13 protein-coding genes and 2 pseudogenes are annotated in these 12,238 nt (G+C 61.2%); 1 reads left to right on the top strand and 14 read right to left on the bottom strand.

The features are described from left to right. The 13 genes and pseudogenes from QN397_RS17340 to QN397_RS17280 form a co-directional block, all read right to left on the bottom strand. On the bottom strand, window positions 1-675 hold the full coding sequence (locus tag QN397_RS17340) for a DUF6629 family protein (protein WP_323501511.1): 675 nt from the start codon (window positions 673-675) through the stop codon (window positions 1-3). Next, the gene (locus QN397_RS17335) at window positions 675-911 is read right to left on the bottom strand and encodes a hypothetical protein (RefSeq protein WP_323501510.1); all 237 of its coding nucleotides are present in this window, start codon (window positions 909-911) and stop codon (window positions 675-677) included. Before QN397_RS17335 ends, QN397_RS17340 begins: the two co-directional genes overlap by 1 nt. Beyond that, window positions 911-3,658, bottom strand: a complete 2,748-nt coding sequence (locus QN397_RS17330; RefSeq protein ID WP_323501509.1) for a heavy metal translocating P-type ATPase — start codon at window positions 3,656-3,658, stop codon at window positions 911-913. The genes QN397_RS17335 and QN397_RS17330 overlap by 1 nt, the downstream gene beginning before the upstream one ends. A 47-nt stretch (window positions 3,659-3,705) precedes the next feature. Next, window positions 3,706-4,152, bottom strand: coding sequence for a heavy-metal-associated domain-containing protein (locus QN397_RS17325; RefSeq protein ID WP_323501534.1), 447 nt, complete (start codon window positions 4,150-4,152; stop codon window positions 3,706-3,708). 102 nt (window positions 4,153-4,254) lie between these two features. Continuing rightward, the gene (locus QN397_RS17320) at window positions 4,255-4,548 is read right to left on the bottom strand and encodes a hypothetical protein (RefSeq protein WP_323501508.1); all 294 of its coding nucleotides are present in this window, start codon (window positions 4,546-4,548) and stop codon (window positions 4,255-4,257) included. Window positions 4,549-4,689: 141 nt separating this feature from the next. Continuing rightward, window positions 4,690-4,869 carry a glucoamylase family protein gene (locus QN397_RS17315; protein ID WP_323501533.1) on the bottom strand — a complete coding sequence of 60 codons (180 nt, stop codon included), beginning with the start codon at window positions 4,867-4,869 and terminating at the stop codon, window positions 4,690-4,692. A 79-nt stretch (window positions 4,870-4,948) separates the two neighbouring features. Then, window positions 4,949-5,638 (bottom strand): annotated as a pseudogene (locus QN397_RS17310) (glucoamylase family protein); the annotation flags it as partial. 506 nt (window positions 5,639-6,144) lie between these two features. After that, window positions 6,145-7,014: a polyphosphate kinase 2 gene (ppk2, locus tag QN397_RS17305; protein ID WP_323501507.1), complete on the bottom strand. Its 870-nt coding sequence runs from the start codon at window positions 7,012-7,014 to the stop codon at window positions 6,145-6,147. Further along, a complete protein-coding gene (locus tag QN397_RS17300) occupies window positions 7,011-7,253 on the bottom strand; it encodes a heavy-metal-associated domain-containing protein (RefSeq protein ID WP_323501506.1) in 243 nt (80 codons plus the stop codon). Before QN397_RS17300 ends, ppk2 begins: the two co-directional genes overlap by 4 nt. A gap of 25 nt (window positions 7,254-7,278) precedes the next feature. Continuing rightward, window positions 7,279-7,941 (bottom strand): isoprenylcysteine carboxylmethyltransferase family protein, encoded by a 663-nt coding sequence (locus tag QN397_RS17295; RefSeq protein WP_323501505.1) that lies wholly within the window; start codon window positions 7,939-7,941, stop codon window positions 7,279-7,281. Continuing rightward, on the bottom strand, window positions 7,938-8,168 hold the full coding sequence (locus tag QN397_RS17290) for a DUF2933 domain-containing protein (RefSeq protein ID WP_416352339.1): 231 nt from the start codon (window positions 8,166-8,168) through the stop codon (window positions 7,938-7,940). Before QN397_RS17290 ends, QN397_RS17295 begins: the two co-directional genes overlap by 4 nt. Window positions 8,169-8,296: 128 nt before the next feature. Continuing rightward, complete coding sequence (locus QN397_RS17285) at window positions 8,297-8,704, bottom strand: hypothetical protein (protein WP_323501503.1); 408 nt, start codon at window positions 8,702-8,704, stop codon at window positions 8,297-8,299. Window positions 8,705-8,889: 185 nt separating this feature from the next. Continuing rightward, entirely contained in the window at window positions 8,890-9,342 is a 453-nt protein-coding gene (locus tag QN397_RS17280) for a hypothetical protein (protein WP_323501502.1), read from the bottom strand. Window positions 9,343-9,740: 398 nt separating this feature from the next. On the opposite strand from QN397_RS17280, the pseudogene QN397_RS17275 reads away from it, so the two are divergent. Beyond that, window positions 9,741-10,522 (top strand): annotated as a pseudogene (locus tag QN397_RS17275) (IS5 family transposase); the annotation flags it as partial. A gap of 466 nt (window positions 10,523-10,988) precedes the next feature. Here QN397_RS17275 and QN397_RS17270 read toward each other — a convergent pair. Then, window positions 10,989-11,750 (bottom strand): Rad3-related DNA helicase-like protein, encoded by a 762-nt coding sequence (locus QN397_RS17270; RefSeq protein WP_323501501.1) that lies wholly within the window; start codon window positions 11,748-11,750, stop codon window positions 10,989-10,991. Window positions 11,751-12,238: the final 488 nt, after the last annotated feature.

Below are 12,238 nucleotides of genomic sequence, written 5' to 3'. Positions count from 1 at the left end.
TCAGGGTTGATCGGTGAATCCAGCCATCTGGTGCGAGCCGCCGCGTTGGGTCGGTCGCCATGCAAAGTGCAAGTAGATGACGGTGCTCAGCAGGGCGGCAAAGAAGCACCACACCGAGATGAACCACGTCGCATAAAAATAATAAGCCGCGCCGAACGACAGCAGCACCAGCGCACCGAAGACCTGAACCCCCCGAAGCGTGGACAGGAGCGGACTCAGCGTGGTCGAAAGCAGGTACAGCGTCATCACTGCCGCCGCAAAGAAATGCGGCGAGTCGTACTCGACGTGCTGGCCGGTCGGCCGCGATACCACCGGGAAGGCCACGAGCACGTAAAGCAGGTAGATGCCTATGGCAGATCCGGCCAGAACGAGCGCCTTCAGCGTGCGCCGACGCCCACCGGACGGCTCGATCATCAACACAGCCATTGGCAGATAGACCGGCCACAGCACGTGCGAGAAGAACGAATACGCATGCGTCATCACCGAGTTCAGCAACGGCGTGTCGGCGCTGAAGGTCAACCAGATCACGCCCTCGATCAGCTGCTGGATCGCGAACAGCAGCGGGATGGCGGCGAACGCCCATTCGCACGGGCGGCGCGCTGCCTTCAGCGTGAGCGCCCCGATCCCGAGCAGCACGCCACCCGCGGAAAAACTGGCTGTGGCTGAGAAGCACATCAGCTGAAATGCCTGGCGGCACCCATGACCATCTGTCTCGTAAACCACCGCGCGTTGACGGTGCCGAACAAGTGGCCAAGCCATGATGCCGGCGGTTTGTTCGGCAGGCTGTTGTCGATGTAGACGCGCACCAGCGTCACAGCGCCGCTGCGCGGCAGCCCAAAGCCCATGCGGTCGACCGGCGCATTGGCCGGCCCGGTGCTTTGGTAGTGAAGAGGAAACGATCGGTCAGCCACTAAGAGGGCTCCGTCTGCGTTTGCTGAGCCTTCGCTGGCACCAAAGATGCCTTTGTGACTAGCGCGTCTTGCGCGCCCGATGCTCCAGGCGCGGCTGGCTTTCCGGCTTGACGAATGCCGGCCAGCTTGGTGCGCTTCAACATCAGTGCATTGATCGCAACGATCAGAGTGCTGCCAGACATCGACATGGCAGCGACTTCCGGGCTCAGCACGAACGGGTACAGGACACCAGCCGCGAGTGGGAAGGCGATGGTGTTGTAGCCCACTGCCCACCACAGGTTCTGGTGCATCTTGCGCAAGGTGGCGCGCGAGAGTTCGATCGCACCGACGATGTCGTACGGGTCGCTCTTCATCAACACCACGTCGGCGCTGTCCATCGCGACATCGGTGCCGGCGCCGATGGCGAATCCCACGTTGGCTTGGACCAGCGCAGGCGCATCGTTGACGCCGTCGCCCACCATTCCGACCTTCTTGCCGGTGGCCTGAAGTTCTTTCACCTTCGCGGCCTTCTGAGCCGGCAGCACATCGGCCAGCACGGTCTCGATGCCGATGTCCGCAGCGATGCGCCTGGCCGTGGCCGCGTTGTCGCCAGTCAGCATCACGACTTCGATCTTCTGTTCGCGCAGTTTGGCCACCGCCGCCTTGGCCGTCGGCCGGATCGCGTCGGCAATCGCGACCAGGCCGATGACGCGGCCAGCCTGGGCCACGTGAACGACAGTGCGGCCGTCGCCTTGGAGGCGAGTTGCGGCGGTCTCCAGACCGCCGAGCGCGAGCTTCTGCGTGTCCATCAGCAGGCGGTTGCCGAGGAACACCGTTCCGCCGGCAGTTTCTGCACGCGCGCCCATGCCGTCGAGGCTTTCGAAGCCTGTCGGCGCCACGATGTTGAGCTTCGCTGCGCGGCGCACGATGGCCTGGGCCAATGGATGGGCTGAACCTTGCTCGACAGCCGCAGCGGCGGTCAGCAGCACGTCATCAGAGACACCTTCCGCCGTGACGATCTCCACCACCTCGGGTTGACCGAGGGTCAGCGTTCCGGTCTTGTCGAACACGATGACATCGAGCTTGGTGGCGTCTTCCAGTGCCGATGCGTTCTTGAACAGGATGCCGTTCGCAGCGCCGAGCCCCGTGCTCACCATCACAGCCATTGGGGTGGCCAGGCCCAATGCGTCCGGGCAGGCGATCACGAAGACCGTGATCGTCATGGTCACCGCGAACAGCAGCGGCTGACCGATCCAGAAGAACCACACTGCGAACGTCGCGAGGCCAATGGCGATGGCGGCGATAACCAGCCACTGCGCAGCCTTGTCCGCCAGCAGTTGCGCCGGGGCCTTCGAATTCTGTGCCTGCTGCACCAGCTTCACGATCTGCGCCAGTGCGGAGTCGGCTCCGACCTTGGTCGCTTTGTAGCGAAAGCTGCCGCTCTTGTTGATGGTCGCACCGACCACCGTGGCGCCGGGCCCCTTTTGGACCGGCATCGATTCGCCCGTGAGCATGGACTCATCGACCAGCGATTCACCGGTCTCCACCGTGCCGTCGACCGGAATCTTGTTGCCGGGCCGGATCACCACAATCTCACCCGCCAACACCTCGGAAGTAGGCACTTCGACTTCCGCACCGCTGCGGATGACGTTGGCCTTTGCGGGCGTCAGGTTCATCAGCGCCTGGATGGCCGACGAGGCGCCGGCGCGAGCGCGCATTTCCAGCCAGTGGCCGAGCAGGATGAATACCAGCAGGACGGACACCGCCTCGAAGAATTGCCCACCTTCCTTGAAGAAGAACGTACTGCCCACACTGAAGAGGTATCCCGTGCCCACGCTGAGCACGATCAGCGCGGCCATGCCCAGCGTGCCCTTCTTGAGGGCCCGCCATGCGGAGACGAAAAACGGCCAACTCGGGTACAGGACGGCCGCGCTCGAAAAGAAGAACAGCCAGAGATTGAGTTCCAGACCGAACGGCGGTGCTGGCGGCTTGAACATGCCGCCCATCGGGGCGTAGATGAAGATCGGCACGGTGAAGACGAGGCAGATCCAGAAGCGGTTGCGCATGTCGCGCACCATCGCCCGCAAGTCCATGCCGTCGTGACCCATCTCATGGGCCATGTCTGCCGACATGGCGGGCTGGTCGCCCGGCTTCATGTGGCCCTGGTGAACCTCGTGTCCACCGCTTGAGGGAGCGGGCGGCGCGGGGACGGCCGTCGCGCCCGTCGCCGCTTTCGGAGCGTCGGCTGCGTCGCTGGTTGGCGCTGCGTCAGATGCCGCCCGTCCCTTCATGTCATCGCCGGCAAAGGTATCGTGCACCCACGTTGTCAACTTCTCGACTGCACCCGGCTCGTGCGAGTCCTCAGCACCGCCGGCTGCGGAAAGTGCCGGCGGAGGGATCGCGGTGGAGACGCCTTGAGAAGATTCCGGGGCGACGACCGGGTCGGCTTTCGGCACCTCTGCCGCCGGCGGGGAAGGCACCTTCGCCGGAGCTTGTGGCGCTGGCTCTCCAGCGCCAAACCTCGCAGGCTTGTCATGGCCAGCGTGTTCGGGTGGCGACTCCGTGGCCGGCTCGTGTCCGCGTTGCCGTACATCCGACTTGATGTCGGCCACCTCGAGTCGGGTCTCGTCGTAGCGCACAGTTGCGCTCTTGGCGGCAAAGTTAACGGTGTCGCTCTCGACACCCGGAACTTCGCCGATCCGCTTCTCGACCCCGTCCACGCTCAGTACCGACAGCATGTCGCGCACTTCAATCACACTCGTTTTCATTGCGGCTCCAGGAATTGGGCTTTACTTCGGCAATAGCGCATGACGCCCTAACCTTTGTCCGGCATGGACATCTTTTCTCCGCCACCTGGAGCGGCCTGCTCGGCCGCCGCAGCCCCTGGTGCTGATGGCGCCGTTGCGGGCTGCGCAGCCTTCCCGGATGCATTGGCTCCAGTGGCTGCCGACGCATCTGAGCCCGTCGAGGCAGGCTGGGCAGCGCTGGGCTTCGAGGCAGCGGTTCCGGGGGGCGATGCAGAGGCCGCCGGTGCTGCGTGGTCACGGTGACCACGCCCGCCTGAAGCGCCTGGAGCGGACTCTTCGTCATACCCGCGTTGGCGCACATCCGACTTGATGTCCGCAATGTCGAGCCTCGTTTCGTCGTATCGCACGGTCGCATTGCCCGCAGAAAAATTGACGGTGACGCTTTCGACGCCAGGCACGTCACCGATTCGATCTTCAACGCCCTGCACACTCAAAACCGAGAGCATGTCGCGCACTTCTATGACACTTGTTTTCACTTCAATTCCTTGGTTGTTTGGATGCAGGGCTGCTTGTCATCGCCGGCCTTGGCCTCTCGGGCCTGGCCGATGACCGCCGGATCAGTGCTCCGCTGGCATCTTGTGTTTAACCAAGCGCCCTGGGTCGTCAAGTTCTTCCGGGACCACCATTTCGCACATCGACGCAGGTACCGCTGCGCCGGCCTGCCAACGCCAGGCCACCGGGAGAAATCGATCCGCTTGGCTCACGATCTCCTGTGCGTTTTGGAACGACACCTTGCAGCCCGCCTCCACTTGCATCACGTCGTCGGGCAGGCGCTGGAAGTCACCCGTTCGCTCGTCGTGTTGATGCGGCACGAAAATGCCGAGATCAAATTCCGAAAGCCGTTGCAGCATCGCCTGTACTTCTGGCAAATGAATCGCCGCGTGTGCCCTTCTCAAGCGCTGTGGCATTCCGAACGTGCTGGCTTTTGAAAGATTTGCTGTCGTCATGAACTTCTCCTGTACTGATGTCGTGACCCATTGAAAATGGCTGGGTCAGGTGCCAATCTGGCGTTGGCTTCTGGTTGGAAGCCAGCCGCTTGTGAACCCCGCCCGCCGCAAGCCGGCAACGATGTACGGGCAAGCTCGCATCAACTGCCACAAAAAGCCCGACCGATGGTTCTCGATCATCAAAACGATCGGTCCCTGGTTGAGCCCGAAATGCCAGGGTGACACCCACCACCCATTGGGGGTTGTCAGGTTCACCTGGATGCGACGGGTTGAAGGCCGCTTTGAAGCCGTATGAATTAAATTGGGTCAGCTTGGCCTGGTGGATGCAGTTGGCCAAGGTTGGCAGCACGATCTCGGGCGCGAACGGCAGAGAGGCGACGACCGCCCAAGGCGCCAGGGTGCCGTCGTCGGGCCCGCAGGGCACGCCGCGCGCCAGGTAGCCGAAGAACTGGCGTTCGATTCCGTTCAGCGTCAGCGTGCTGGGGCCGGGCCCTTCGCTCGCGGTGATGCCCCAGCAGTGGTCGCCGTACTCTTCGAACTTTTGCGGGTTCAGGATCGCGTACCGTCGCTGCGCGTACGTGGCGCGGCGGCTGTTTTCGAAATAGTCGAGGCCCTTCTCAACCATGAAGGCGTCCTGGATGCCCCGAAAGTCGATCCAGACATGCGAGAGCTGGTGCGTGAACAGGGACCCCGAGTACAGGTAGCCTTGCCCGTTTGCCGGGTCGTCATCTTCCGCCCAGTGGTAGGTCGAGGCCCACGCCGTGTAGCTCTGCGGGGGCAAAGGATGCGTTGGCGAGCCCAGCCCCAACACGTACAGCAGGAGCGCCTCGTCGTAGCCTTCCCATCGGTACGGCAGGAAGCCGCTCTCCGGTTTCCAGCCATGGGTGACTGTGGCACCGCCGTCTTGTGCCCATGCCCAGTTGGTGCGGCGATAGAGCGCGTCGCCGAGCGTGCGGATCTCGTTCTCTTCGGCGCTGTCGCGGTCGAAGTACATGGCGGCCGTCAGCGCTCCAGCCAGCAAGAACGCGGTGTCGACGGTGGACAGCTCACACTGCCAGGCCCGCCTGCCCGTCTGCATGTCGAGGAAGTGGTAGTAGAAGCCTTGGTAGCCTGTGGCGTCCGGTTCGGGCCCCTGCGCGCTGTTCCAGAAGAAGCGCAGCGTCGTCAGGGTCCGCTCCACGGCCGCGGCCCGGGTCATGAAGCCCCGTTCCACACTCACCGGGTAGCAAGCCAGCGCCAAGCCGGTGGCGGCGATGCTCGCAGGCCAATCCGGCGCGGTCTTGTCATACACCAGGCCATTGCCGGGATTCGTTTCGTGCAGGAAGTAGCCAAAGGTCTCCCGCTGCAACTTCTGCAATTCGGCATCGACGCTGGTTTCGGTTTCGTCGGGATAGCGGGTACTGGCGAGCCTCGCCTGCGACCGCTCAGCGGCCACGGAGTTACCCCGTTTGCGCGTGTCGATGCTGCTTTTTTGCATGGTGTGCGCCAGTTTGTCGACGCTCAGCGCGCCAGCCGCTTGGCAGCGATGCAGTCCGGCGTGAACTCGAAGGCCACGTCCGGGTCGGGCTGCACGAGCTTAGCCTTCTTGCCTGCGTAGTGCAGCCGCGACAGGATGTCGCGCATCAGGTTCAAACGCGCGAGGCGTTTGTCGTCGGCGCGCACGATGTGCCAAGGCGCGACAGCGGAGTGCGTCCGCAGCAGCATCGTGTCGCGTGCCTCGGAGTACGCCTTCCAATGCTTGACGGCCACCGCATCGATCGGGCTGCTCTTCCACTGCTTGAGCGGATCGCGCTTGCGTTCCGCGAGACGCCGCGTCTGCTCGTCCTTGCTGACATCGAGGTAATACTTCAGCAGCTTGATGCCCGAGTTGACGAGCATCTCCTCGAACTTCGGCACCGAGCTCATGAACTCCTCGTGCTCCTCCTTCGAGCAGAAGCCCATCACATGCTCGACGCCGGCGCGGTTGTACCAACTGCGATTGAAGAGAACGAACTCTTCGGCCACCGGAAGCTGAGCGACATAGCGCTGGAAGTACCAGCCACGTTGTTCCCGGTCAGAGGGTTTGCCCAGCGCGACGACGCGCGTGTCGCGTGGGCTCAGGTACTCGACCACACGCTTGATGCCGCCATCCTTGCCGGCGGCATCGCGGCCTTCAAGGATGACCAGAATCTTGTCGCCACAACCGATGAAGTGTCGTTGCAGCTTGACCAGCTCGACCTGCAGCATGTGGAGTTGAGCTTCGTAGTCCTCGTGTGAGATGGGAGCCGGGGCCGAGCCTGTCGTTGACGCAGGCGCAGCCGACGCGACACCACCTGCAGCGGCCACCACTTCGCGCACCTCGTCGCAGTGCTTGTGCTTCCTCCTGCTCATGGCGTGGCCTGCTCGCCGTGCGTTGCTGGCCTTGCCTTGGCGGGATAGCCCAGATTCGTAATTGCCGACGCGATCTGGGTGGGTGTCGTCCGGGTCAGATCGACCACCACTGTGGCCACGCCCGGACTCAGGGTGACCTCGGCGTGGCTGACGCCGTCCATTTTGATAAGGGCGCGCCGGACGCTGCCCGCACAGCCTCCGCAGCTCATGCCAGTGACGTCGAAGCTAAGAGTTTGCATGGTGAGTTCTCCGTGGGTTGAGGGGTCAGGTCTGTTGAGGGTTTTTGACACTTGCTCTGCGCAGGCGAGGCAAGAAGCGCGGTGTGCGTACCGCGTAGCTTTCAAACTCGGCTCCAAAGCGCATGTGCATCTCTGCTTCTTCGGTGACCGCCAGTCGGCCATACATGACCAGCAGAAAGGGAAACATCAACAGCGTAAGCAAGGTCGGCCACTGCAACAGGAACCCGAGCAAAATGAGCACGAAAGCCACGTATTGGGGGTGGCGGATGTGCGCGTAAGGGCCAGATGTGGCCAGCGCATTGCGACGCTGGGCGTGATACAGAACGTGCCATGCACTGGACAAAAGATAGAAGCCAAAACCCAGAAATACGTAGCTTGCGATGTGCAGTGGCCCAAAGTGCGGGTCACCCTTTTCACCCAGCAACGTCGACCACAGGTGACCACTGTTGTGCGACAGCAGATCGAGACCCGGATACCAGGACTGCAACCACCCGGACATCAGATAAATGCTGAGCGGAAAGCCGTACATCTCGACAAAGAGTGTGACGATGAATGCCGCGAAGGCACCGAAGGTTCGCCAATCACGCCCCGTCTTAGGCTTGAAAAAGCTGAACGCGAACATCAGGAAGATGGCGGAGTTGAAGACGACGAGCGTCCATAGCCCGTACGCGGGGCCATCGTGGGTCACGCTGGACCTCCAGGACGGGCAAGTGGAGTTGCCGGCGGCGATACAATTGCCTCCGGGGCGTCATCATGGTCGTGCTCCACAACATCCTTGTGTTCTCCGTGACCACTATGGCCATGGTGCATGAAGACATGCATCAGCGGACATGAAAGCAGCAGCAAGAGCGGGAGAAAACCGAGAAAGTGCGCCCGGTGCTCGCTCAGCAGAAAGTAGGTGGCGATGGCGCCCATCACCACCAATCCAATGGCGTAACGTGACTGCCAGAACGGTGCGGGCTCTGCGCCATTTCCAGCTTGAGTGTTTTTCATTGAAAATTCCAGTTAATTGGATACAAGGCATTCGAGGCAAGAAGCTCGACTCACGACTGGGGCAAACAATCCAACATGATTTGCATCGTGGAGCGCATCATTTCCATCTGCTTTGCCAACACCTTATGACGCAATCGCATGTCGTCGGTTTGCCGATCCATGGCGATGGGTGACATCAACATGTCGATGCTGTGTTGCATAGACCGTATGTGCGCTGCCATCAGGGTGTTGCGCTCTGCAGGCGTCGCGGCTGTCATCATCTTTTTGTGCATTTCGTCCATCGATTTCATCTGCGCGTCCATGCGAGCAATGTGCGACTTACCTGGGCCGGGTCCCGCTTGGGGCAGCGAGGCAACTCCCTGATCGACTGCTGTGCTGTGGTCTGGAGCGGCAGTGCTGCATCCGGCGGTGGCGACATTGACCAGAGCAAGCAATATCGAATACGCGAGTTTCTTCATTTCGATTCCAGTTGCGATGGTGAAACATTCGCGCGCAGACATGCTCAAGGGAAAACATCGAGCGGCCATGATTGGTTTACGCATCAGCCAAGGCGCTGATGGCCAGGGTGGCTGGAGAAACGACTCCACGTGAGCGGTTAGCGCGGACCACCGGACGGGTGCCACGTTCAAGGCCAGACTCGGCTTTAAAGCGCCAGTCGCGAGTAGCGCACTCTCAAGGGCGGACCTTCGACGGGTCGACGCGTGTCATCCAGCCGACGGCGAGTCGAACGGCCCGGCGTGATGAAGGGCTGTGCGGTTGTGACGAGAAAGGCTGTACCTTGATTTGTCGAATCGAAGCTACTTTTCACCTTGGTCGGCGTGTTGGACCCTGAGTCGCAGGTCTTCACGCATGCGTCTTTTGAGACGTCATCATTCTCATGATGGTGGTGTTCGACGGACTGGAGTTTTGTGACTTCACTGGCAGGTCCAACTCGGTCAACCTCATTGGAAGCGTGTTCAGATCTGGCGTGGACATGAGCCTGAGGTGCCTCGAGCAAACAGGCGTTCGCCATCCCGGATGCCAACGCAAAAAGCCAGATGAGCAACGCCATGAAGGCCGTGTTGCGTTTGACATGGATGGTAGAAAAAGGAGACATGGCGATGCGAGCTGTATCCGAGGTTACGCAAAAGGCTGCTCTACGCATTGATCTGTATCAAGTGCGAAAGCTGTTCGCTGTCGAGACGCTTCGCCAATCGCCCGGGATGAGCCCCACCCTTCGCCAAACAAGACTAGGTCTACTGGCGACAAACCTGGCATAAATTTATGCCAGCGCTAAATTGCGGCGTTCCTACCGCGTCGTGCTCCGCGCCACTGCTTCTTCAAAAGAATGACATACGTCTTGAGAGAGGCATGTCGGCAGTCTCCGAAGAAAGCTGTGCCGATGCCCGTCACCACGTCCGCCGCAGTCCGGCATTGGCAATCATGACGCGTTGGCGCGCTCCTCCAAGATTAGGGAGGCGCCCATACCATCTGATCAATTGATCGATCCCGGCACGCCTCATGCATGCACAAGAAGACCACATTCCAAAGGGCGCCCGACATGAACCAACGCAGCTTTGCCAGCGCCGAGTACGCATTGAAGAAGAAGCGAACGCGCCGGGAGGAGTTTCTGGCCGAGGGTACGGCCTGGCCGACGAGGCGCTGGAAGAAGCCCTGTACGACAGCCAGGCACTGCGCGACTTCGTGGGCATCGACCGGTCGCGCGAATCGGTACCCGACGCCACCACGCTACTCAAGTTCAGGCGCCTGCTGCTGGACAACGACCTCACCAAGGCGCTGTTCGAGGAGATCAACGCCCACCTCGTCAAGGCAATGGCACTTCGCAATGAAGGCGCACATCGGTCTGGACGCACAGTCGGGCCTCGTACATACGGTGGTGGGCACCGCAGCCAACGTGAGTGACATCAATGTCGCCGGTGCATTGCTGCATGGTGAAGAGCATGCGGCCTTCGGTGACGCCGGCTACCAGGGCGTGCAAGCGAGCTGAAGCGCAAGGACCGACCTGGCACGTTGCCATGCGTCGGGGCAAGCGCAGAAAGCTCAACGAGTTCATCGAGCCCCAGTTCCTGGCCGAACGTGCGGAGAAGATGAAGGCCAGCATCCGCGCCAAGGTCGAACATCCGTTCCATATGGTCAAGAACCTGTTTGGTCACAAGAAGGCGCGCTACAAGGGGATGGCCAAGAACACGGCACAGTTGTTGAGCTTGTTCGGTCTGGCCAATCTCGTCATCGCCAGAAGCGCTCTGCTGGATACCCGCGCCCGAGGTGCGTCTTGAATGCGGAAAGCGGTCTCGAAAGAGGTCAAAACCTTGCCTGTGAAGGCTCCAAGTCGTGACAGCAGGCAATCTTGAGGGCGTATCGCGTTGCGATGTCGTCAACTCGCGCTGCGATGCTGAATGTTCGGCGCCTCCCTAGGCGTGACAGGTATACGCCCGGTTCGACACCGGCACGGCGTTGCTCCTCGCGCTCACTCGGGGACTGGTTTTCGTTGGCCTACTTCGGCATCGCGCCGATTCCGCCAACCATCTCAGTGACAGGGCGGAGCGGGCAGTACGATTCTACGCTCGCGGTGACCAAATCGTCCGGTACCCGGCCCCGCGGAAAGCGGTGGATGGCCTTGTCGGCGCTCACGAACTGCATCTGGGCGCATTAGGCTTCGAGCAGCGCCAGTTTCTTGGCACAGGCCATGAACAGCCGCGCAAAGGCGACCGGGTCTGGCCGGCTGAACGCGGGCAACCGGCGTCAATAGCGTACGGCGAGGGTCCGCAAGCTAGTGAGCAGCCTGGCACCGGCACCCAAGCGCGCGCGGTAGGTGAATTGTTCACTCGCAATGGTCGGCAGGTGATGCGCTTCATCAAAGACAAACAAAGTATTGCCCGCATCAATGAGACGGCTGTCAACCTGGAGCGTGGCCAGGATCAGCGCATGGTTGGCGACCTGCAAGGTGGCGGTGGTGGCCTGACGTACGGCCCTGAAAAAGGCGCAGCTTCTGAAATGTTCGCACTGCCCGCCATTGCAAGCTTGGGCATCGACCTGCACCCGGCGCCAGACCTGCGGCTCGGGCGGTTGTTCCAGGCTGTCGATGTCACCGTCCCACTTGCCCGACTGCAGCCTCTTTACTGAGCTCTTGAACCGCACCAGGGCTTTGGCGGTGTCACGCGGGAGGTCTTTTACTTGCCCGCTCTCGCCGGAAAACATCTCCTGGAATTCATACCTCGAGAAACTGCCCCGCCCCTGATTTTTGATCGCCGCGTTCAAGCGGCTTTCGCAGACATAGCGAGCGCATCCCTTGTGAAACTCGAAGTGCAGGTCAGGAATGATCGCGGCCAGCCGCGGCAGGTCCTTGTGGAACAACTGCTCCTGCAAGGCCACCGTGGCGGTGGAAACGATCACCGTATTTTGAAGCAGCTTGGACGCCACAATCGCTGCGAGACATGAAGCAACGGTCTTGCCTGTCCCCGTTCCCGCATCAACTTGCGCCAGGTTATTGCCGGTACGCTTCAAGGCGTCCGCTGCCTTGGCCGACAGAAAGGTCAGCAGCAGGCCTGCATCATCTCGTATTGGCCAGGTCGTGCGACGAAACCGGGCCAGAAGGCAGCTACCTCCCCATACATAAATTCCAGAATGATGCGAGCCTCCTCCAGCCGCTCGGGATTCAGACCGGCCTCAGAAGCATGAGGCGGCACGACGGCAAGGAGTCCTTTTTGGAAATGGAGGGAAACCAAGGTGAGACTAGGGCAGAGACAGATAGCGGTGACGCTGCATTATTTACGAATCAATGTCCCCAATGCGCACGACGCATAAAGCGCCATCGAGCCTTCCTGCGACGCATCGTATGAAGACAAAAATTCACTCCCTCCTTCGAACGCGTTCTTCACATAGCCGATGAGTCCGTGATGACTTGTTGTCGGAAATTCAATGAGTACTGGTCGACGTTGTGCCGCGTCAAGGACGCCAATAGTCACTGGTTGCATTGCTAGCTCCATCAGCGT

The organism is Variovorax sp. RTB1, from assembly GCF_035018765.1.
GTDB lineage: Bacteria > Pseudomonadota > Gammaproteobacteria > Burkholderiales > Burkholderiaceae_C > Variovorax.
This window is presented reverse-complemented; position numbering and strand designations above follow the sequence as displayed.

Excerpts from the sequence above, each read along its gene's own strand:
- ppk2 (WP_323501507.1), bottom strand. The coding sequence starts at position 7,014 with ATGAGCAGGAGGAAGCACAAGCACTGCGACGAGGTGCGCGAAGTGGTG.
- QN397_RS17340 (WP_323501511.1), bottom strand. The coding sequence starts at position 675 with ATGTGCTTCTCAGCCACAGCCAGTTTTTCCGCGGGTGGCGTGCTGCTC.
- QN397_RS17290 (WP_416352339.1), bottom strand. The coding sequence starts at position 8,168 with ATGGGCGCCATCGCCACCTACTTTCTGCTGAGCGAGCACCGGGCGCAC.
- QN397_RS17320 (WP_323501508.1), bottom strand. The coding sequence starts at position 4,548 with ATGCTGCAACGGCTTTCGGAATTTGATCTCGGCATTTTCGTGCCGCAT.
- QN397_RS17280 (WP_323501502.1), bottom strand. The coding sequence starts at position 9,342 with ATGTCTCCTTTTTCTACCATCCATGTCAAACGCAACACGGCCTTCATG.
- QN397_RS17300 (WP_323501506.1), bottom strand. The coding sequence starts at position 7,253 with ATGCAAACTCTTAGCTTCGACGTCACTGGCATGAGCTGCGGAGGCTGT.
- QN397_RS17330 (WP_323501509.1), bottom strand. The coding sequence starts at position 3,658 with ATGAAAACGAGTGTGATTGAAGTGCGCGACATGCTGTCGGTACTGAGC.
- QN397_RS17285 (WP_323501503.1), bottom strand. The coding sequence starts at position 8,704 with ATGAAGAAACTCGCGTATTCGATATTGCTTGCTCTGGTCAATGTCGCC.